The following is a 20212-nucleotide window of genomic DNA, read 5'->3' on the forward strand; positions in this document are numbered from 1 at the left end:
AATGTCTGCCCCCACTGTTGATATCGAGAAGCCGCAGCAGGCTTCCGCGCACCAGGGCGGCCGGGTCTCCAGCGGACTGTTCACTCCGCAGCAGCTGGTGAAGTCGTTGCCGGACGCCGTCAAGAAGCTGGACCCGCGCACCCTGTGGCGCAATCCGGTCATGCTCATCGTCGAGATCGGCGCCGTGTGGTCGACCATCCTGGCGATCGTGGACCCGAGCTTCTTCGGCTGGGCGATCGTGGTCTGGCTGTGGGCCACCGTGCTTTTCGCCAATCTGGCCGAAGCCGTCGCCGAAGGGCGCGGCAAGGCGCAGGCCGATACGCTGCGCAAGGCCAAGACCGACACCGTCGCTCGCCGGCTGGCGAACTGGTCGCCGGGCGCGCGCATCATCGAGGAGAAGGTCGCCGCCCCGGAATTGCAGCGCGGCGACTACGTCGTCGTGGAGGCCGGGCAGGTCATCCCGGGTGACGGCGATGTCGTGGAAGGCATTGCCTCGGTGGACGAATCGGCCATCACCGGCGAATCCGCCCCCGTCATCCGCGAATCCGGCGGCGACCGTTCCGCGGTCACCGGCGGCACCACGGTGCTGTCGGACCGGATCGTCGTGCAGATCACCCAGGAGCCGGGCGGCTCGTTCATCGACAAGATGATCGCCCTGGTGGAGGGCGCCTCGCGGCAGAAGACGCCGAACGAGGTCGCGCTCAATATCCTGCTCGCCGCGCTCACCATCATCTTCGTGTTCGCGGTCGCGACTCTCCAGCCGCTGGCCATCTTCTCCAAGGTGAACCTGCCGGGCGTGCCGGATTCCATCGCGCTCACCAATGACGGCATCAGCGGCATCGTCATGGTGTCCCTGCTGGTCTGCCTCATTCCGACCACCATCGGCGCGCTGCTGTCGGCCATCGGCATCGCCGGCATGGACCGCCTGGTGCAGCGCAATGTGCTGGCCATGTCCGGTCGCGCCGTCGAGGCCGCCGGTGACGTGAACACCCTGCTGCTGGACAAGACCGGCACCATCACCCTGGGCAACCGCCAGGCCTCGGCCTTCGTGGCCATGCCGGGCGTGTCCGAGGACGAGATCGCCGACGCCGCACAGCTTTCCAGCCTCGCCGACGAGACCCCCGAGGGCCGTTCCATCGTGGTGTACGCCAAGACCGCGTACAACAAGCGCGAGCGGCACGCCGGTGAACTGGTCGGCGCGACCTGGGTGGAATTCACCGCTCAGACCCGTATGTCCGGCGTCGACCTGGCCGACGGCCATCAGCTGCGCAAGGGCGCGGCCAGCGCCGTCACCGAATGGGTCCGGCTGCACCACGGCGAGGTGCCCGCCGAGGTCGGTCAGACCGTGGACGGCATCTCCGCCTCCGGCGGCACCCCGCTGGTGGTCGCGGAGATCAAGGACGGCAAGGCCCGCCTGCTCGGCGTCGTTCATCTGAAGGACGTCGTCAAGGAGGGCATGCGGGAGCGCTTCGACGAGATGCGCCGCATGGGCATTCGCACCGTCATGATCACCGGCGACAATCCGTTGACCGCCAAGGCGATCGCCGACGAGGCCGGTGTGGACGACTTCCTCGCGGAGGCCACCCCGGAGGACAAGCTGGCGCTGATCAAACGGGAGCAGGACGGCGGCCGCCTGGTCGCCATGACCGGTGACGGCACCAATGACGCGCCCGCGCTCGCGCAGGCCGATGTCGGCGTGGCCATGAACACCGGCACCTCCGCCGCCAAAGAGGCCGGCAATATGGTCGACCTCGACTCCGATCCGACCAAGCTCATCGAGATCGTGGAGATCGGCAAGCAGCTGCTCATCACGCGCGGCGCGCTGACCACCTTCTCCATCGCCAATGACATCGCCAAGTACTTCGCCATCATTCCGGCGCTGTTCGTGGCCCTGTTCCCCGGCCTGGACGCGCTGAACATCATGCGGCTGTCCAGCCCGCAGTCGGCGATCCTGTCCGCGGTCATCTTCAACGCCCTCATTATCGTGGCGCTGATCCCGCTGGCGCTGCGCGGTGTCAAGTACACACCGGCCGCGGCCTCGAAGCTGTTGAGCCGCAACCTCGCCGTCTACGGCCTGGGCGGCATCATCGCCCCGTTCATCGGCATCAAGCTGATCGACCTCCTTATCCAATTCCTCCCCGGGATGTCCTGAAATGCGCATGTCAACTTGGATCCGGCAACACATCGCCGCGCTGCGTGCGCTGCTGGCGCTCACGATGATCACCGGAATCGTCTATCCGCTGGCGATTTTCGCGGCGGCCCAGATTCCGGGCCTGAAGGACAAGGCCGACGGCTCGCTGCTCGAGGTGAACGGAAAGACGGTGGGCTCCAGCCTCATCGGGCAGTCCTTCACCGACGCCGATGGCAACCCGCTTGTCCAGTACTTCCAGAGCCGCCCGTCCGCGGCGGGCGACGGCTACGACCCGCTGTCCACCTCGGCCAGCAACCTGGGACCCGAGCAGATCGTGGACTCCAGCCCCGACGAGCCCAACCTGCTGACCACGGTCTGCGCGCGCTCCAAGGCCATCGGTGAACTCGACGGCGTCGACGGCGCCCGCCCGTTCTGCACCCCCGGCGGGGTGGGCGCGGTGCTGTCGGTCATGGGCCCGCGCGAGGCCGATGGCGAGGTCGACCATCCGACCAAGGTGGTCAGCGTCAACGAGTTCTGCTCGGTGAGCTCCGAGACCTTCCTGCCCGAATACAAGGGCGTCAAGGTCGAATGCGCCACCGCGGGCGAGGACTACTCGGCCGGGCGGATCATCCCGATCCGCGGCCACGCGCCCGATATCTCGCAGGTGCCCGCCGACGCCGTCACCGCCAGCGGCTCGGGCTTGGACCCGCACATCTCCCCGGAGTACGCGGCCATCCAGGTGGCGCGAGTCGCCAAGGAGCGCAATATCTCCCAGGACGACGTCGAGGCGCTGGTCGAGGCGCACACCGACGGCCGCACCCTCGGCTTCCTCGGCGCGCCCCGGGTGAACGTGGTCGAGCTGAACCTCGACCTCGACGGCAAGTACCCGTTCAAGGGCTGATCAGCTCGGGCGGCTGATCAGCGCACCGGACTGCAACTGGCCGGATCGGGCAGTTCGGTGCAGGGCGTATTGCCGGCCGAACGCAGGATGTCCTTGCCGGCGCCGTCCGTGAGGAACCGCAGGAACGCCGCGGCCGGCGAATCCGCGGGGAGTTCGCCATTGCTGTAGGCGTACTCCACATTCCAGAACGGATAGGCGCCGGCGAGGGCCTGCTCACGCTTGGCGGCGACGCCCGCGATCGATACCGGCGTGATACCGGAAGCCTTTGCCGCATCGGCGGATTCGCTGTAGCCGATGGCGCCGGGCAGGCCCGCCACGGTGTCCAGCATGTCCTTGGTCGACCCGACCGCGCAGAAGGCCGGACCCGGCGGATCGGTGGTCTGGACGGTGCGGCAGGTGGCGGACGGCGCAGGGGGCTGTTCGTCGCCGAGAATCCGGCCGCGGAAGGTCTCGCGGGTCCCGGAGCCGACGATCCGATCCACCACGCGCACCGGCAGATCCGGGCCGCCGAGCTGCTGCCAGTTGGCCACGCGGCCGGCGTACAGGTCCCGGATCTGCTGCGCGGTGAGATCGGCGACTGTGACACCGGGGTGGACGATCATGGTGAACAGCGACATGGCCAGCGGCCGGGGCAGCAGATCCGGATTGGGGAAGGCCACGGTCTTCGGACCGTCGGTAATGGCCAGCAGGCCCGGATTGCCCGCGCCATCCTTGTCGACCCGGTCCAGACCGCTCTCACTGCTGTCGAAGGCGGTGTCGATTTCGGCTCCGGCACAACGTTTCTCGTAGGCGCGCGCGGCCTCGTTCATGACCGATTCGAAGGCCGTCGAGCCGACCAGCGTCAATGTGCCGGTGGCGCAATCGGCGGCGACCGGCTTGTCGGTGACCAGCGCGACGGTGAACTGGACCGTGATCACCACCACCAGGAAACCGATGAGCGCCAGCAGTTTCGGCGACAATCCGGTGCGGCTGCGGGTCTCGATGACCCGGCCGCCCTTCAGCCCGCCTTCCACCGTCGGCGGCTCGTATTTGCCGGATCCGGTGGTGCGCTGGAAGAGCGCGAGAATCTTGTAGTGGTCGCCGCGGTTCATCGGCACCTTCGGCAGATCGATGACCCCGATCCGCTTGCCGTCGGCGGTCTCCTCGTGCGCGCCGATCCCGGTGCCCGGCCGCAGACTGTCGCCCAGGCCGCGCGGGCTGAACTCGGTCACCGCCATACCGATGATGCGGCGGTCCTCGAAATGCAGGTGCATGCCGATGTGCTGCTCATCGGGTACCGCGTAGTCGCGGGTGTCGATGGCGGTCGCGCCGTTGTTCTCGATCCGGATCAGCACGATCGACAAGTCGTGCAACGCCGGTGCGTCGCCGTCCTCGGCGGGCGCGGTCAGCTTGCCCAGCACGCCCGGCAGCACGTCGACCAGATCGGTGGGGTCCGCGATCCGGCCGGTGACCGGGGTGTCCATCTGCACCCGGTAGCCCAGCCGTTTCCGTCCGACGAGCACGAACTCCCAGACGAAAGCGATGAGCGGCACCGCGATACCGATGAGCGCGAGCACGATCTCGATGGAAACGCCGAACACCGAACCCCCGAATCGTCTGGTACGACTGCATTGTCGGACCGTTGATCAGTAGCACACCGCCGTCGCCCGAGCATTTCGGCAACAGTTCACCCGCGCGCTACCGGGCCCGCGACCTCACCACCAGCCGAGCAGCGGCTGCAACTGGCGGCCGAGTTCCGGTGCGAGCGAACGCGCGTAGCTCGCGGTGAGGTGATGCTCGTCGTGGTAGATGAGGATATTGCCCTCCACCACCGCGCACACCTCCGGCTCGCAGACCGCGTCGTTGAGATCGAGGGTGTGCACGCGGGGGAAGTCGGTGGCGGGATCGGCCGCCGGGTTGGTCGGGGACAGGGCGTCCGGGCGCTGCATACCGCAGCTGAGGCGGTCACCGCCCGCCGCCAGGCAGTCGATGGCGCGATAGCGAATGCCATTGCGGCGCAACCACGGCGTATCGCGGATGGCGAGCACCTCCAGGCCGCGATCGGACAGCTCCGACCACACGTCCAGATAGTCCTGCGGGGTCTCGTCGCCGCCGCTGTCGGCGGGGCGGGTGCCGGTGGTGAAGACGAAATCCGGGCGATCCTCGCCGAGCCGGTCGATCACCTCGCGCGACCAGTCGCGGCAGTCCGGATTGCGCTGGCCCTTGTACATGGGCTCCTCGGCCACGGTGAGCGGGCAGCCCATCTTCAAATAGATGGTGAGCCGGAACCCGTACTGCTCGGCGAGCACCAGCAGCGCCGGAACCCAGTGCTCGGCATGGGAATTGCCGACCACGGCCACGGTGTGCGGGGAATTGGCGTCGCCGTAGGTGCAGGTGATGACCGAGCGGGTGTCGAAGTCGGAGATGCAGCCGTCGCGGGTGGGATAGGCGACATCGGCCGGGGCTTCCTCGATGGTGGGGCGCATCTGGGCGCGCGGCACCAAGGCGCCCTCGGTGAGGGCCAGCGCGCCAGGGTATTTCGCCGGATCCAGCTGACCGACGGCGTGCGCCTTGGCGCCATTGGTCCACTGCCAGGTCAGGGTGGAAGCGAGCACCAGGACGCCGATGGTGGTGACGGCGGTGCCGATCAGCACGCGCGGGCGGACGGCGACGGTCGGCCGGGCGCGCAGGCGCAGCGGCTCCTCGATCCAGCGGTGCGTGGCATAGGCGAGCACGAACGAGGCGAGGATGACGGCGAGACCGCCGAGCGGCCCGGCGCTGCGCTCGTGTCGTTCACCCAGGTAGAAGATGAGAATCGGCCAGTGCCACAGGTAGAGGGCGTAGGCGAACGCGCCCAGCTGCACGATCGGCGCGGCCGCCAGCACGCGGTTGACCGCGGGCTGATCCGCGGTGCGCAGGCCCGTACCCGCGAGGATGAGCGCCGCCGTCGCCAGCACGGGTAGCAGCGCCGCCGGTCCCGGGAACTGCGCGGAGCCGTTGACCAGCCAGCCGCACGCCACGATGGCGGCAATGCCGAACCAGGCGCAGGCTTCCCGCAGCGGCCGCGGCAGCCGCACCAGTGGCGCCGCGAGGGCCAGCAGCGCACCGGTGAGGGGTTCCCAGGCGCGCGCGAAGGTGTCGTAGTAGTTCCAGCCCTGCTGGGTCGAAACGCCGTGGGCCGCATAGCAGAACGAGACGAGCGCAGCCGCGCCGAACACCGCGGCGAGCACGATCCGCAGGGTGTCGGGCCGCCCGGCCCGGCGCAGCACCCGATTGGCGCGCAGCAGCACCGGCACGGGCGCGAAGCGCGTGAGCGTCTCCCGCCCGGTCCGGTTCAGCCAGGCCATGGCCGCGATGATCACCAGCAGGCCCAGATAGCACTGGCCCTGCACCGACATCGACCACAGGTGCTGCAGCGGGCTCACCGACGGATCGGCCGCCAGATAGTCCGACCAGGACAGCGCCAGATACCAGTTCTGGAAGTAGAACAGCGAAGCCAGCGTCTGGGCCGCGATATCGGACCAGCGGGTGTGCGGGAGCAGCGCCACCGTCGCGACCACGACCGCCGCCAGCACCACCACCATGGCGGGCAGCAGCCGGCGCAGCGTGCGCTTCAGGGTCGCGAGCACCCCGACCGCGCCGTCGTCCGACCGGCGCAGCAGCATGCCGGTGAAGAAGAAGCCGGACAGCACCAGGAAGACGTCCACGCCGCCGGAGACCCGCCCGAACCAGATGTGGAAGATCACCACCAGGGCGATGGCGATCCCGCGCAGTCCGTCCAGGTCCAGCCGGTAGGCGGAGCCGGAGCGCCGCGCCGGGGCGGCGGTGGCGTCGCGGTCCGGTGCGGTCGGCGAGGAGTGCTCGGTGCGGAATATGGCCATGGCGGCGACCATTCTGGTATCCGATTGCCGGAAACGCCCAATCGCCACACCAGGGGTGACCGGAATGTGGCCTATGTCCTGATCAGGCGAATGCAAAATACCGCAGCCACAGATATGGGATCGCCACCGCGATCGTGAGCGCGGTCACCACGATGCCCTTCCTGGTGAATTCCCAGAACGAGATGGGATGGTCGGAACGCTTGGCGATACCGAGCATCACCACATTCGCGCTGGCGCCGACTGCTGTGAGATTGCCGCCGAAATCCGCCCCAATGGCCAGCGCCCACCACAGCGCACCGGCCTGCGCCTGGTGGTCCATGGATTCCACCAGGTCGGCCACCAGTGGGCTCATGGTCGCGACGTAGGGGATATTGTCGATGATGCCCGACAACAGGGCCGAAACCAGCAGGATCAGCATGGTTGCTGCGAGCGCATTTCCGCCGGTGACTTCGGTGGCGTATTTCGCCAGCCGGCCGATGACGCCGGTTTTCACCAATGCACCGATCATCACGAACAGACCGGCGAAGAATAGCAGCGTTTCCCATTCCACCGCCGAGAGGTAATCGCGTTGCGGCAGGCCGGAAATCAGCACCAGCACACCCGCGCCGAGCAAGGCCACGATCGAGGGTTCGAGCTGGAATATCGAATGCCCGAGGAAGCCCGCGAATACCGCGGCCAGCACGATTCCGCTCTTGATCAGCAGTTTCGGATCGCGAATGGCCTCGCGCTCGTTCAACTGCATGATGTCGGCGACCCGCGCCGGATCGACGTCGAAGGCGCCGCGGAACAGGCGCGGCAGCGCGAGGGTGAAGACCACCAGCGCGATGAGCACGATGGGCGTCATATGCCACAGGAAGGTGTTGAACGAGATGTTCGCCCGGCTGGCGATGATGATGTTGGGCGGATCGCCGACAATGGTCGCCGCGCCGCCGATATTGGAGGCCAGCACCTCGGCGATCAGGTACGGGGTGGGCGGCACGTCGAGGCGTTCGCACACCAGCAGCGTCACCGGCGCGATGAGCAGCACGGTGGTCACATTGTCCAGGAATCCGGACGCGCCGGCGGTGATGAGCGTCAGCAGGATCATGACGCGCAGCCCGGATCCCTTGGCGCGCTTGGCCGCCCACACCGCGGCGAATTCGAAGATGCCGGTCTGCCGCAGCACGCCGACGATGATCATCATGCCGAGCAGCAGGAAGACGACGTCCCAGTCGATGCCGGTCTCGTGCGAGTAGAACACATCGTCGGCGCTGGCAATGCCCAGTGCGACAACGACGCCCGCGCCGCAGAGGGCGGCCGTGGTCTTGTGCACGCGCTCCGAGGCGATCAGGACGTAGGCGACGGCGAAGACCACCACGGCAATGACGGTCATCGCGACCGCCCCGGCGGGCTCAGTTGTGCAGCGCCACTTCCAGCAACCGTGAGGCCGTGATCACCCCGAGCAGCTTCTTGCCGTCCATGACGGCGACCAGCGGCGTCTTGTAACGGGCCATGAGCGCGGCCACCTCGATCATATTGTCGTCGCCGTTCGCGGCGGGCAGCCGGCTCAGCCGCTCCGGGATCACATCGCGGACCTTCTTGCCGCGCAGCCGATTCGCCACCTGCGAGCACATGGTCTCGTTGAGCACCCCGGCCAGCGAGGGATCGTCCTGGACGTATTTGGGCACGATGAACAGCACCACGGTGGAGGCGGGCAGCACCGCGCACGGCGAGCCGTCGGCGTCGGTGACCAGAATTCCCGGTAGCCGATGATTCGCCAGCAGCCTGGCCGCGGCCATCGCATCGGAGTCCAAATCGATTACCGGATAGTCCTCGGCCATCTGCGCGGCATGCATACTCGCAGGATACGACGCTGCACCCGGCTGTCACGGGAGCAGAATACGTCAAGATCGAATTCGGGCCGCGCAACAGAAACTCCCAGGTCGGTTCGTGGCGAACCCAGGTCAGGGTTCCACCGCCGACCAGACTTCCCGGCACACCTGGTGTAAAGATGCCGTAAGCGAGGGCCCGGCAGCAAGTTACGCGCGCCGGACGGGACCGGCCGCACCGTGCCGGTCCCGTGCCCGAATCTCAGTAGCCGCCGGGCTGCAGGCGCAGCGGGACGCCCAGGCGGTTCCACAGATTGATCTGCGCGGTGATGGCGACCAGGCCGCCGCGCTCGCCCTCGTCGAAGTGCTTCTCGACGCCCGCCCAGATCTCATCGCTCACACCGTGCGCGCCCAGGCGGGTCGCGGCCTCGGCGTATTCGAGGGCGGCGCGCTCGGCGTCGGTGAACAGCTCGGACTCCCGCCACGCGTTCAGGTGGTAGATCCGCTGTTCGGTCTCGCCCGCCTTGCGGGCCTCGGTGGTGTGCATGTCGATGCAGAACAGGCAGCCAAACTGGTCGTTTGGTATATTCGCATCATGCCAGGTCAGAGAGTTATTGGGCGGGTTCGACTATCCCGCAACACCGACGAGTCCACCAGTGTTGAGCGCCAGAAGGAGATCATCGAAGCCTGGGTCAAGGCGAACGAAAACATCCTCATCGGCTGGGCCGAGGATGTTGATGTGTCGGGATCGGTCAGCCCCTTCGAGGCCCCCGAGTTGGGGCCATGGCTCACGGAGGACCGCAAGGATGAGTGGGACATCATCTGCTCGTGGAAGCTCGACCGGGTTAGCCGCCGTGTCATTCTACTCAATCAGCTTTTCGGGTGGCTTCAGGAGAACAACAAAGTACTAGTTTGTGTTTCGGACAACATTGATTTGTCCACGTGGGTTGGGCGACTTATTGCCAACGTTATTGCGGGCGTCGCTGAAGGCGAACTGGAAGCGATTGCCGAACGCACGCGCTCAAGCCGTAAAAAGCTGCGCGAGATCGGCCGCTGGGGAGGCGGTCGCGTGGCTTATGGCCACTTGCCGGTCCAGACCGAGGTGGGCTGGGTTCTCGCCGTGGACGAGGAAGCTGCCAAGGTTATTGACGAGATTGCCGACCTGTATCTAGACGGACGGTCCGCCGACTGGATTGCGGACGATCTAAACGACCGCGGAGTCCTGTCTCCGCTGGAGCATTTCCGGACGCTACGGGGCCTTCCTAATCGCGGTGGGAAATGGCACGCCAACGGGATTCGCTTCCTGATGCAGAACAAGGCACTGCTAGGGCATGTGACATTCCAGCAGGAAACCGTCCGGGACGACGACGGGATGCCGCTCCTCTACAGCGAGCCTGTAATGAGCAAAGAGAAGTTCGACCGAGTGCAGGCCGCTATCGAAGCGCGCCGGACCGGCCCCGCCCGGACTCGGAAGACGAGTCCGATGCTCGGTGTGGCGTTCTGCTACGACTGCGGCTCGCAGCTCGCGCACAGGGTCATGAACCGTGACTACGGCACGCTGGTCTACCGCTACTACCACTGCCGGGAGAAGGGGTGCCCGTCCAAGACGATGATGTATGCGGACGAGGTAGAGAAGATGCTCGAAGAGAGCTTCCTCGAAGACGTCGGCGGCGAGCTGGAGATGACTCGCACCTGGATTCGGGCCAGCGACCACACAGCGGAGCTGGAAGAGGCGCGAGAGGCTGTGAAGGATCTCAGCAACATGCTGACGACTGCGAAGTCCAAGACCATGAAAGCGACATTGGCTCGGCAGCTGGAGTCCCTCGACACGCGGATCGAGGCTTTGGAACAGCTTCCTGTGAGGAAGGGCGGCTACGAGTATAAGGAGACGGGCCGGACCTACGCGCAAGCCTGGGAGGAAGCGCATACGCCGGAGAATCGGCGGCAGCTACTTCTGAAGTACGGGGTCACCTGCCGGGTGCAGCTCCGCTCCAAGGGGCAAGGTGAGAACGAGAAGGGTATCTGGGCCTGGGACCTGAATGTTCCGGCCGACTTGAGGGCACGGATGACCGCGTAGATACAGCAAAACCCCCTCCCTGGGCTTAACAGGGAGGGGGCGCTGTGATCTTAGAACAGCCGGCCGGATGCAGGCGGTGGCGCCTTTGGTGGGCGCTTTCGAAGTTGGCCGAGTCGGTCCAGCACCTCGCCGATTGCCTGGTCGATACCTTCGAGTTGCTTCTCTGCGAAGGCAATCTCTTCCGGCGTCTCGGCCGCGTCCAGGTCCGAAAGGATCTCTTTCCGGTCCGAACGGAGTTCACTCAGCTTCTCTTCCGCGATCTCCAGCCGGAGGCGTTCGATCTCGGGATCGGACATAGGATCACCCTAGCGGGCATCAGGGCCTGCGCCATTTGAACAACCGCGACAGTCCGTCGATGATCTCTTTGCGATGCTTGGCGTCGATGCCGTCCTTCCGGAACGCCATATAGGCGATCGAGATCCGGGTTATGGCGGTCAACAATGCTCCGCCGCTGGCGGCGTACAGGACGGGCTCGGTGTATTCGTGAACTGCCACGGCTGGGGTCGCTTCCTCTGGGGTGCCGTGAAACGGCGGGGATGCGGCCACTATGAGCCGAAAATGGGCATGGCTCAACCAGGGAGCTGCCCGTACGTGAATTCTACACGCCCCGCTGTTGGTCGCAAGTGTGCGCTCGCGCTCGGGAAAAGGTTGCAGCGAAGGTGATTGCGGAGATTGCCGCTGGCAGGACGTGTCATAAAAGCATCTATCCGTCTACCGCATGACGAAATTCGCGTTATTATAGAGCATCTGGTCCGGATTGGCAATCAGAATCTGCAACGAAATCGTGACAGACCAAGTGGTCGCAATGGTGGCGCTCTGTCATGTGTCATCCCAAGATGCCGCCGTCAGGAACTTCGGCCTTATCGGTCAGGTTCACCGCATCGCGCGACCACCGGGACGCGATCAGCGCCGTCCGCTGCGTGCCGCCGACGAGCTTGCACTGTCCGGACACGATCGACCCGGCGGGGATCAGGTCGTACTTCATGGCGACGTGGACCCTGTACCAGGACTCGGATGCCTTCGGGTCGGTCTCGGGGGGCATCTCCGGTAGTACGAACGTGTGTGAGAACGCTGCACTGAGCGGGAAGTTGTTGGCCGGGTTGAACCAGCCGTTGGCGACCAGCGACAGGTTGGCCAGTGACTCGTATCGGCGCGAGGAGAAGATCTTGCCGTCCGGCCCCACGACCTCGATCACGTAGACGGGCTTGATACCGGTGTGCTCGGTCGTGGTCACCCAGCGGCCCGGCATACCGCCGACTGGCGGGTAGTAGGTCATGGTCGTGCTCGTGGTGTAGCCGGAGGCAGCGCCGTGGAAGTCGACGCGCCACAGGCCGCCCTTCTTGAGGACAAGTCGGCCGTCCTGGACCGCTACACCCTTCGCTGGTCCGAGGCCGGTATCGAAGGGCATGACCACCCACTTCGCGGCCGGGACGTCCCAGTTCTTGCCCATGAAGGCGGAGCCGTATCCGGAAGCGTCACGGAGCAAGTCCATACGCATTCGCATGGCGTTCTGTCCGTCGTAGTGCTCCGCGGCGGTGGCCCCTACCTTTTCGCGGTGGCGGAAGATGCCCTTGGCGGCTTCCCACAGCATGTCTCGGGCTTTGCCGTCGATGAGCGGCTTCACCGCGTCTTTGCCGATGCCCTGGCCGAACTTGTCGCCGATCTCGAATGCGCCGTCAGGGGTCTGGTGGTTCGGCGCGGTCATCCGAGGGTGCCTCCGTCCGGAACGGTGGGCTTGACGACGGCGTTCTCGGTGCCGACGTCCCAGCGGTTCACGCTGAACGACGAGCGCAGTGTGCCGCCGAAGATGGTGGCTGTGTCGTCCTTCTGGTGGTAGACGGCGACCTCTGCGGAGTAGGCGTTGTCGGCCGGGATGACGAATGTATGGGAGAAGGCGGCGGTTTCGGGGCCTTGGGTGGTGATCACCAAGTCGAAAGCGTGCGCGGTGTAGAGGACCTTCTCGCCGCCGGTGATTCGGTAGACAGCGAGAGTTACGGTGGCGTTGACCGGGCCGCCAGAGAACCAGCCGGAAGGCGCCTGGCCCCAAGTGACGTGGGTGTCAGCCCGCCAAAGACCCTTGGACAGGAACTTGACTCCGCCCTGGTACATCTCGACGCCCTTGGCGGGGCCGAGCTGCTGATCGAACGGGAGAAGGCAGTCTTTGCGGCCGGTGATCTTCCAGTTGTTGCCCATGAACAGCGACATGTATCCGCTGACACCTTCGAGGAGGTCCAGCCGGTCTTTCATTTCGCGCTGGCCGTCCTTCACCTTCTCGGCCAGGGCAGCGAGCTTGTCGAACTCGCCGCCCCACTGGCCAGCTGCGGCGTTGTACTTGGTGCGTGCCCCGCCGGTCACCATTCCCATCACGGCGTCTTTGTTGATGTCCTGGCCGTACTTGGACGTCACGACGTACGCGCCATCGGGTACGAATCCGTTGGGGGCTGTCATTTACAGGCTTTCCTGACTCGGTAGCGAATCCGGCCGCCCCGGAGGGGTAGCGCCGGGCAAATGGGACTTGATCCAGTCGTGGAGTTCCTCGATGTGGTCGAGTGCAATGCGCAGCAGGTTCTTGGTCTGGCGGTTCTCTGTCTCCAGCACGGCCACCCGTGAGGTCAGCGCCTCCACCTGAGAGCGCAGAGGGGCTACCAGGACCACAGCCGTATCGGCGATGATCTTGGCGGCCTCCGCGTCGATTTGAGTGGACTCGGCGCGGTTCTTGCGCCGGTTGATCCACCCGGTGACGCCAGCTCCGAGCGCGCCGGAGCCAGCGATCACACCAACCTGTTCGAGGATTTCGGGCAGGCTCACTCGCCCTGGGTGTCGTCACCGCCGGTAAGCGGGGACTTCACCAGGTAGGCGATGGCGGGGATCAGTGCGGCGTAGACGCCAAGTGCCGGCTCGACCCACGAGGTGTCGATCGCGTGGCCGACCACGGTGGTGGCGACGCCGATACCTGCGAGGATGAGGGCGCGGACAGCTGCCGGTGCAGGGATGCGGTTGGTCATTGTCAAGTTCCTTACGTGAGGGAGAACGCCCCGTCTCGTTCGTCGGAGGGGGCGGGGATCATTCCGGCGCGCTCGTATTGGGCGAGCATCGCCGCGTTCTCTTCGGGGGTGAGGCTGGCGATATCGGGGATAGCGCGTAGCGGGGGTTCCTCGGTGTCGATGTCGACCCACTGAGTGGAACCGTTGAAGGGGGACTGCTTGCCCGCGATGGGGCGTTGCAGCTTCTTGGTCTGTAGTTCCGGGTTGTGTCGGAATCCCAAGTCCCACAAGTGCTTAGACCAATCCCGGAGGACCGACGGATGCATGAGCATCGGGACGCCGGTCCTCGGCAGATGCAGGAGTGCCCACAGGGCGAACTCCTCGGGATTGTCTGGATCGCACCCCGCCTGGACGGGGATGCTCATACAACTCCTAGTGCTTGTAGTCCGGACCCGAGGGTGCGGACGTTCTCATACAGCGACAGCAGCGGATCGGACGCTTCGCGCTGGCCGACGTCGAACTCCCACCCGGACGGGCCGTCCTTGTCGAAGGACCAGGAGATGCGATTGATGCGCTCGACGTAGATCAGGTGCTTGGGCATCCCGAGCACGCTCACGCCCACCCGGTCACCCAGCCAGCAGTCCCCGTAGCCGGGAGCACCCAGCCTGTAGGGCATCGCATCGGCGAGTTTGACGGTGACAGCAATCTTTCGGCGTGTGTCCCAGAAGTGCTTTCGCATGGCCACGACGGAGCCCAAGGTGTATGCCTTGTCGCTGCCCTCGGCCCAGCCTTCGTAGAAGTGTGTGAAGCCGAGATCTTGGGCTCGCTTGACATCCTTGTTGGCCTGAAAAGCGGCGAAAACGTCCTCGTAGAGGGGCTTGAGCACGGCATCAACTGCCGGGCCAAGCTGCGACTGGGCACCCAGTAGAGACCCGAGGAACCCGGCCACGCCGATGATCGCCGCGGAGATCCCCTCGTTCACATACGGGGCCGAGTGGCCACCGGCAACCACCTGGACTTCGGTGGCTTCGGTGTACTCCCAGTTACTCGACTCGATACCGGTGTAGGTGGACTCCTCGAAGATCACCCACGGGGCCTTGGCCACCGTGCCCCGGAAGTCGGGCTTGTAGTACTCGTCCGGGGTGTTCGGATTGGGGAGGATGTCCTGGCCTTCCACCAGGCCCTGGTCATCGAAGTGGGTGAACATGTGGGTGAACCCGTCGATGAGGTTGCCCTCGAACGCCGTGCCGGTGTTCCACGCCGACTTGTCCTGTACCGAAAACACCAGGCACCCGTGCTTGAGCCGGGCACCCGGCCACGGGGGCGGATCGCCATCAAGGTACCGGCGGGCGTCGATATGGATCTGACCGTCTTCCAGCGTCTTCTTGATGGCATCGAACAGCGAACCGAATCGCGAATACACAATCGTCCACACCGATGTGTCGATCGCATACGGCAATGGCGCGACGGCCATTGTCCAATTCGCCATATCCAGGTTCAGCCATGTCTTCGGATTGAGCGGATCATCGCTGATCTGCCAGAGCGACATTTCCTTACGCATGATTTGGGCAAAAATCGTGAAGGAAACGACCCAGAGGGAGGGGCCTGCCAAAAGCCACGCCTTTGGAAACTGCACCTCCGGGGGGAGCCAGGGGTTACTGAACACACGGATGTGCGAGAGGTGGGCGAAATCGTGAATGAAGGTGGCTTCGAGATACCGCGTGCCGTCCTTCTCTTTCACGACGTTGAACCGCACCATGGAGCCGGACCAACGTGCGCCCTGCTTATCGAAGGTCACCATCACATTGCGCTTTTGGCGGCCCTTGTGATTAGCGATCCACACGGCGATGTAATGGGCTATTGGCAGTCGGATAGCGGCGGTGCCTGCGTCGTTCTCGATGAACTCGAACGTGTGCGACAGCTCGCCGACGACTTCGCCGTAAAGGCGCATGTCGCCATCCCAGATGCGAATCAGCGGACGCTGAATGCGCTCCCGTTCCCATCGGCGGTGCTTGGCTCGTGCGCGGGTGTAGACCTTGTTCAGGTCGACAATCGTGGACGTCACCACAGCCCCCAGGGGCGAGACCACGGACGAGCCAGACGCAGCTGGATCTTCGCGCCCGCAGGCGCCTGGGCAATCGTCACCGGCAGCTTGACACTGCCCGTATACGGACGGACGAAGTGCCGGAACCGGACGCCGTTCATTCGTGCCCAGACCTGCGCGTTGTTGTCGCTGGTGACCTGGGGCCGGCGGGGGTCGACATCGACAGTGATGTCTTCACCGGCCAGCAGGGACGGCATGACGATGCGGCGGTTGGCCAGTTCGTCGTCTTCCCACGAGAAGTCCGGCAGGACGACCCGGCCGGGGGCCGATACGACCCACACGGGCCAAAGGGGCTGATCGGTGGGATTCAGGTCCGGGATCTCGAACTCATAGGTCACCGCGGCCGGGTTGATATTCCCGTCCTTGATCAACGGGATTCCCGTGGTGTCCTTGTCCAGAACGAATTCGTAAACCTCTTCTTCGCCGTACCAGAACGGGTCACCGGCGATGCAGGTCATGACGGCCTGGTGGATGGTTCTCTCGTTCGGATCGGTGATCAGCGAAATATCCGGCTGTTCACCGAGGCGCAAATACAGGGTGCGCCGATCGTCGGCGGTGGTGACGATCAGCTGGCAGTCCTCGGTGTAGCTCCACGCCTTGCGCCATTCCGAATCCCGCGACATCCAGGAATTCGGGCCGCCGTTGCGGTCGTCGTTCAGGATGTGCACGCCGAAAACGATGTCTCGCCGCAGAATGCGGTGAGCCAGATAGCGTGCGCCGGGGATATTCGCGGGCTCCTCGTAAACGGTGCGAACCGGGGGGTCGTAGATACCGGTCAGGCCGGTAGCCAGATAAACCCCCCGGTCGCCTGCGTTAGGCCCAGCGAGCGTGAAGACCTCACCGTTGACTCCAATGAGTTCAACGATTGTCTGCAAGTGGATTACCTCGTGTACTGCAACGACTTCCGAGCCTGCTGATTGCGTTCATCCTGCTTGGCTGCTTCGAAGTCGGAGATGTAGTAGTTGTACTGAGTGGTGCCCTGTTCAATGAGCTGCGGAAGGAATCCGGAACCACTGCCGAATCCGAGATCGGAGACGAACTGATTCTTGGTTTCCTTGGCGAAGTCCTCGGGGAGGGTGTCGAGCTTGGCGTCCTTCATGGACTGCTCCCAAGTGCCGGAGACGTCCTCGATGCCGAAGACCTTGCCCATGTCGTTGGCCATGTTCTTGACCGCGTTGAGCACGCCCGGCAGGCCGTTCTTCATGCCCTTCTGGAGCCGCTGCATGACCGTCAGGCCCTGGTCCTGCATCTCGTCGCCCATGCCGCCTGCGGCGTCCACGATCGACTCGTACGGCTTGCCGTACTTCGCCTGGTACTCAAGCTTTTTCGCCTCTTGCTTGAGAATGTCGGCCTGTTCGCGCAGGTCGTCGGCACGCTTCTCCAGAGCAGCCTTGTTGGTCTTGCTCTTGGTGCGCTTGGCGTCGGCTTCGATCAGACTGGCCAGGTCGTCCAGCTCGGTGGCCTGGAGTTCCAGCTCGTCCATCCGCTGCTTGGTCGCGTCGTCCACCTTTGCGATCGAGGACTTGGTGTCCTTGTTCGCGGCCTTGGTCGACTTGGTGACGTTCGCCGTGGTGTCGGACAAGTTGTCCGCGACGGTGGCCTTGGCGTCCTTGGCCGAGTCGGCGACTTCGCCGATCGCGTCCTTGAACTGGCCGACCATGATCACGATGCCCATCTGCGCCGTGTCGCCGAAGACATCCTTGGCGGCCTGCATAATGCTCTTGGCCGCGTTGACCACGGACTTCTGCTGGTCGGTCATGCCCTCGGCGAATGCCTCGCCGATCGACTGGCCGGAGTAGAGCACCCAGCCTTGACCGGAGAAGGGGCCTTCCTTCGCCGGGGAGAACGGGAAGAAGTCTCGGGCGGCCGAGACGATCGAACTCGCCGCGTCCTTGACCTTGCCCAGCATGGCCTTGATGCCGTCAATGAAGCCCTGGATCAGGGCCTTTCCGGATTCCAGCAGCAGCGAGCCCAGGTCACCCAGGGCACCCTTGAAATCGGTCGGGAACTTCTTGCCGATCTCGATCACGTCGCCGATGAACCCGGCGATGCCGGAGACCAGATTGGCGAACTGGCTGATGATCTCGGCAATCACGGGGACCACCGCGGCCAGCACAGACGCCCCGAACTCGGCGAACTTGGCCATGATCTGGGCAACGAAGCCGATGATCGGTGCCAAAGCGACTGCTAGCTCAGCGAACGACTCGGCCAGCTTGACGATGCTGGGCATTAGCTCAGGCAGGGCATCGATCAGGGGCTGAATCGCGGTGACGGCCAGCTGTACGAACAGCGGGACCAGCGGGAGCAGGGCCTGAAGGATCTGGACAAAAGCCGTGACCAGGGGCGGGATGAACGGCTGAAGCTGTTGCAGAACCTGTAGCAGCAACCCGCCCAAAATCGACGCGACCTGTGAGAATGCATCGACCAGGGGCGGTATGACCGGTTGCAGGGCGGCGAACGCCTGAACCAAGATCGTTCCCAGGATCTCGGCGATGGGGGTCAAGACCTGGCCCAGGATCTGAATCGCAGGCAGCAGCAGCGATTGCACGATGTTTGCGAACGACTGAAAAGCGGGAGTCAGGGCGGTGATGATGGGGGCCAGGGACGAGCCCAGTTCACCGATCACGTTGGCCACGACCACCGACAGCGAGGTCAGGGCGGGCATCAGGGAAACGAGCAGGTCAGCGACGCCGCTGAACATGTTCTGAAGCGGTGCGCCCAGCTTGGCCTGCGCCAATGCCCCGGCCTCCCACAGCCGGCCGAACAGCTCTAGGACGCCATCGACGGTCTGTGACAGACCCTCCATAGCGCCGTCGAAGATGCTGTTGCCGCCGAAAGCCGTTAGGCGGGCGGTCATTTCGTTGAACTTGGTGGCGAACAGCCCGATGGAGCCGCTCAGATGTCCGAACGACTGGGCACCGGCCGCGGAGAGCGTCAGGAACCCCTGGGTGATCTGCTGCATCGGCACCTGGAGGGAGCTGAACAGCGATGCCGTCCCGGCCAGCATGGTCTGGATCTGGGCCGGACCCTGGCCGGTGGTGATCGCGTCGAAGACGCCCTGGAACATGTCCGACAGACCGGAGGCCACGCCCTTCATGCCCTCGGTCAGCATCGGCATCAGCGTCTGGAGCTGGGCGAACATCGGCGTCATCCGCTGCTCGAAGACGCCGGACACGGCCGCCTTCATCTCGTTGAACGCCGGACCCAGCTGCGAGGCGGCCTTCTTGATGCCGTCGAAGCCCAGATACAAAGCGCCAGCCGCGATTCCGGCCGCCGCGAGCAGCGACGGCAGGCCCGACAGCAAGCCGGACACAATGCCGATCGCGGGCGCAGCCGCGAGGAACACGGCGGTGACGATCCAGCCAATACGGCTCAGGCCCAGGAACTTCCGGCCCGCGTAGGTGATCGTGCGATCGACATTCTTCTCGGAATCCGAGGCGCCCCGATCAGCCGCCTGCGACTCCTGACGCAGGCCACGCAGCGCGGCGCGGGCACGGTCCAGGAAGCTGGTATCGCCGTCTCTGTTGGACATCTGGCGGATGGCATCGGCTACCCGGTTCAGGCCGGACGCCTCGCCCACGGTGTCTCGAAGGGCGGACTTGATCGCCATCATGCGGGATCGGAACCGACTCAGGTCCCGGTCGCGCTCGCGGAAATACCGGGCCTGTTCATCAATAGCCGAGCCCAAGTCGCGCATCGACTGCGCGCCGCGACGAGCCGCGTTCGGCAGGTCCCGCAGGTTGCGGACCGAATCCTCACCGAACTGACGAGCCGAACGCCCCGCCCGGCGGAGGATGTCGTCGTAGGCGTACATCGTGGCCCGCAGTCGGCCGATCGTCGGCAGCATCCTGCGGTACTTGTTGGTGAGGTCCCATACCTCGTTGCGGTGGCGGCGGATGCCGTCGCTCATCCGGTCAAGGCTGCTGTGCATAGCCTCGTTGGTGCGGACCACCGTACGGCTCATGGCGCGCAGGCCGCCCTGTCCCACATGGCCAAGGCCCGCGAGTCCGCGCCCCAGAGCGCGAACGGCGGACAGGGCTCGGGCATAGGACTCGCGGTCCACATCGAGGCGGACCGAACCGCGCAGGCCACGGGTCGCGTCTTCGACTTGGCGGCGGATGCCGCTGGTGTCTGCGTCCACGCGAGCAGAGCCGCGAGCACCCTTCGCGGCCTGCTCGATCTGTCGTCGGAAATTCTTGGTGTCGGCCCGGACCGGGATCTCGACTTCGAGGCCCTTGGTCTCGGCCGCCAGCTGGCGGCGCAGAGCTTCGCGGAACTTCTCGGTGTCGGGAACGACCCGGACGGATACGCGGCCGACTTCCTTGCCGCCCGGTCCTGCCATAAAGC

General features: G+C 65.1%; 18 protein-coding genes. 3 read left to right on the forward strand and 15 right to left on the reverse strand.

The features are described from left to right. Nucleotide 1: 1 nt before the first annotated feature. Nucleotides 2-2152 (forward strand): potassium-transporting ATPase subunit KdpB, encoded by a 2151-nt coding sequence (kdpB, locus tag ACYQ5L_RS11015; protein ID WP_459957262.1) that lies wholly within the window; start codon nt 2-4, stop codon nt 2150-2152. A gap of 1 nt (nt 2153) precedes the next feature. Continuing rightward, complete coding sequence (locus tag ACYQ5L_RS11020) at nt 2154-3032, forward strand: potassium-transporting ATPase subunit C (protein ID WP_459957263.1); 879 nt, start codon at nt 2154-2156, stop codon at nt 3030-3032. 17 nt (nt 3033-3049) lie between these two features. On the opposite strand, the gene ACYQ5L_RS11025 is transcribed toward ACYQ5L_RS11020, so the two are convergent. The 5 genes from ACYQ5L_RS11025 to ACYQ5L_RS11045 all read right to left on the reverse strand — a co-directional run bounded on the left by ACYQ5L_RS11025 (nt 3050) and on the right by ACYQ5L_RS11045 (nt 9247). Further along, nucleotides 3050-4612, reverse strand: a complete 1563-nt coding sequence (locus ACYQ5L_RS11025) for a substrate-binding domain-containing protein (RefSeq protein WP_459957264.1) — start codon at nt 4610-4612, stop codon at nt 3050-3052. Between the two features lie 114 nt (nt 4613-4726). Continuing rightward, a complete protein-coding gene (locus tag ACYQ5L_RS11030) occupies nt 4727-6892 on the reverse strand; it encodes an acyltransferase family protein (protein ID WP_459957265.1) in 2166 nt (721 codons plus the stop codon). Between the two features lie 82 nt (nt 6893-6974). Next, on the reverse strand, nt 6975-8264 hold the full coding sequence (locus tag ACYQ5L_RS11035; RefSeq protein WP_459957266.1) for an ArsB/NhaD family transporter: 1290 nt from the start codon (nt 8262-8264) through the stop codon (nt 6975-6977). 19 nt (nt 8265-8283) lie between these two features. Further along, nucleotides 8284-8727, reverse strand: coding sequence for a CBS domain-containing protein (locus ACYQ5L_RS11040; protein WP_459957267.1), 444 nt, complete (start codon nt 8725-8727; stop codon nt 8284-8286). Between the two features lie 235 nt (nt 8728-8962). Further along, the gene (locus ACYQ5L_RS11045; protein WP_459957268.1) at nt 8963-9247 is read right to left on the reverse strand and encodes a carboxymuconolactone decarboxylase family protein; all 285 of its coding nucleotides are present in this window, start codon (nt 9245-9247) and stop codon (nt 8963-8965) included. Here ACYQ5L_RS11045 and ACYQ5L_RS11050 point away from each other — a divergent pair. Beyond that, entirely contained in the window at nt 9242-10777 is a 1536-nt protein-coding gene (locus tag ACYQ5L_RS11050) for a recombinase family protein (RefSeq protein WP_459957269.1), read from the forward strand. The genes ACYQ5L_RS11045 and ACYQ5L_RS11050 overlap by 6 nt on opposite strands. Before the next feature lie 50 nt (nt 10778-10827). Here the strand turns inward: ACYQ5L_RS11050 and ACYQ5L_RS11055 are convergent, their stop codons facing one another. The 10 genes from ACYQ5L_RS11055 to ACYQ5L_RS11100 all read right to left on the reverse strand — a co-directional run bounded on the left by ACYQ5L_RS11055 (nt 10828) and on the right by ACYQ5L_RS11100 (nt 20207). Next, entirely contained in the window at nt 10828-11073 is a 246-nt protein-coding gene (locus tag ACYQ5L_RS11055; protein ID WP_459957270.1) for a hypothetical protein, read from the reverse strand. Nucleotides 11074-11092: 19 nt separating this feature from the next. Next, a complete protein-coding gene (locus ACYQ5L_RS11060) occupies nt 11093-11272 on the reverse strand; it encodes a hypothetical protein (protein ID WP_459957271.1) in 180 nt (59 codons plus the stop codon). Nucleotides 11273-11603: 331 nt separating this feature from the next. Beyond that, complete coding sequence (locus tag ACYQ5L_RS11065; RefSeq protein WP_459957272.1) at nt 11604-12482, reverse strand: hypothetical protein; 879 nt, start codon at nt 12480-12482, stop codon at nt 11604-11606. Further along, nucleotides 12479-13225 carry a hypothetical protein gene (locus tag ACYQ5L_RS11070; RefSeq protein ID WP_459957273.1) on the reverse strand — a complete coding sequence of 249 codons (747 nt, stop codon included), beginning with the start codon at nt 13223-13225 and terminating at the stop codon, nt 12479-12481. Before ACYQ5L_RS11070 ends, ACYQ5L_RS11065 begins: the two co-directional genes overlap by 4 nt. Beyond that, nucleotides 13226-13585, reverse strand: a complete 360-nt coding sequence (locus ACYQ5L_RS11075; RefSeq protein WP_459957274.1) for a hypothetical protein — start codon at nt 13583-13585, stop codon at nt 13226-13228. Beyond that, the gene (locus ACYQ5L_RS11080; RefSeq protein ID WP_459957275.1) at nt 13582-13782 is read right to left on the reverse strand and encodes a hypothetical protein; all 201 of its coding nucleotides are present in this window, start codon (nt 13780-13782) and stop codon (nt 13582-13584) included. Before ACYQ5L_RS11080 ends, ACYQ5L_RS11075 begins: the two co-directional genes overlap by 4 nt. A gap of 11 nt (nt 13783-13793) precedes the next feature. Next, the gene (locus ACYQ5L_RS11085) at nt 13794-14186 is read right to left on the reverse strand and encodes a phage gene 29 protein family protein (protein WP_459957276.1); all 393 of its coding nucleotides are present in this window, start codon (nt 14184-14186) and stop codon (nt 13794-13796) included. Further along, complete coding sequence (locus ACYQ5L_RS11090) at nt 14183-15826, reverse strand: Gp37-like protein (RefSeq protein ID WP_459957277.1); 1644 nt, start codon at nt 15824-15826, stop codon at nt 14183-14185. Before ACYQ5L_RS11090 ends, ACYQ5L_RS11085 begins: the two co-directional genes overlap by 4 nt. Further along, nucleotides 15823-16740 (reverse strand): phage tail protein, encoded by a 918-nt coding sequence (locus tag ACYQ5L_RS11095; protein ID WP_459957278.1) that lies wholly within the window; start codon nt 16738-16740, stop codon nt 15823-15825. The genes ACYQ5L_RS11090 and ACYQ5L_RS11095 overlap by 4 nt, the downstream gene beginning before the upstream one ends. A gap of 5 nt (nt 16741-16745) precedes the next feature. After that, a complete protein-coding gene (locus ACYQ5L_RS11100) occupies nt 16746-20207 on the reverse strand; it encodes a hypothetical protein (RefSeq protein ID WP_459957279.1) in 3462 nt (1153 codons plus the stop codon). Nucleotides 20208-20212: the final 5 nt, after the last annotated feature.

This window comes from Nocardia sp. IFM 10818 (assembly GCF_054655275.1).

Excerpts from the sequence above, each read along its gene's own strand:
- kdpB (WP_459957262.1), top strand. The coding sequence starts at position 2 with ATGTCTGCCCCCACTGTTGATATCGAGAAGCCGCAGCAGGCTTCCGCG.
- ACYQ5L_RS11020 (WP_459957263.1), top strand. The coding sequence starts at position 2,154 with ATGCGCATGTCAACTTGGATCCGGCAACACATCGCCGCGCTGCGTGCG.
- ACYQ5L_RS11030 (WP_459957265.1), bottom strand. The coding sequence starts at position 6,892 with ATGGCCATATTCCGCACCGAGCACTCCTCGCCGACCGCACCGGACCGC.
- ACYQ5L_RS11035 (WP_459957266.1), bottom strand. The coding sequence starts at position 8,264 with ATGACCGTCATTGCCGTGGTGGTCTTCGCCGTCGCCTACGTCCTGATC.
- ACYQ5L_RS11040 (WP_459957267.1), bottom strand. The coding sequence starts at position 8,727 with ATGCATGCCGCGCAGATGGCCGAGGACTATCCGGTAATCGATTTGGAC.
- ACYQ5L_RS11045 (WP_459957268.1), bottom strand. The coding sequence starts at position 9,247 with ATGCACACCACCGAGGCCCGCAAGGCGGGCGAGACCGAACAGCGGATC.
- ACYQ5L_RS11055 (WP_459957270.1), bottom strand. The coding sequence starts at position 11,073 with ATGTCCGATCCCGAGATCGAACGCCTCCGGCTGGAGATCGCGGAAGAG.
- ACYQ5L_RS11065 (WP_459957272.1), bottom strand. The coding sequence starts at position 12,482 with ATGACCGCGCCGAACCACCAGACCCCTGACGGCGCATTCGAGATCGGC.
- ACYQ5L_RS11070 (WP_459957273.1), bottom strand. The coding sequence starts at position 13,225 with ATGACAGCCCCCAACGGATTCGTACCCGATGGCGCGTACGTCGTGACG.
- ACYQ5L_RS11080 (WP_459957275.1), bottom strand. The coding sequence starts at position 13,782 with ATGACCAACCGCATCCCTGCACCGGCAGCTGTCCGCGCCCTCATCCTC.
- ACYQ5L_RS11085 (WP_459957276.1), bottom strand. The coding sequence starts at position 14,186 with ATGAGCATCCCCGTCCAGGCGGGGTGCGATCCAGACAATCCCGAGGAG.
- ACYQ5L_RS11100 (WP_459957279.1), bottom strand. The coding sequence starts at position 20,207 with ATGGCAGGACCGGGCGGCAAGGAAGTCGGCCGCGTATCCGTCCGGGTC.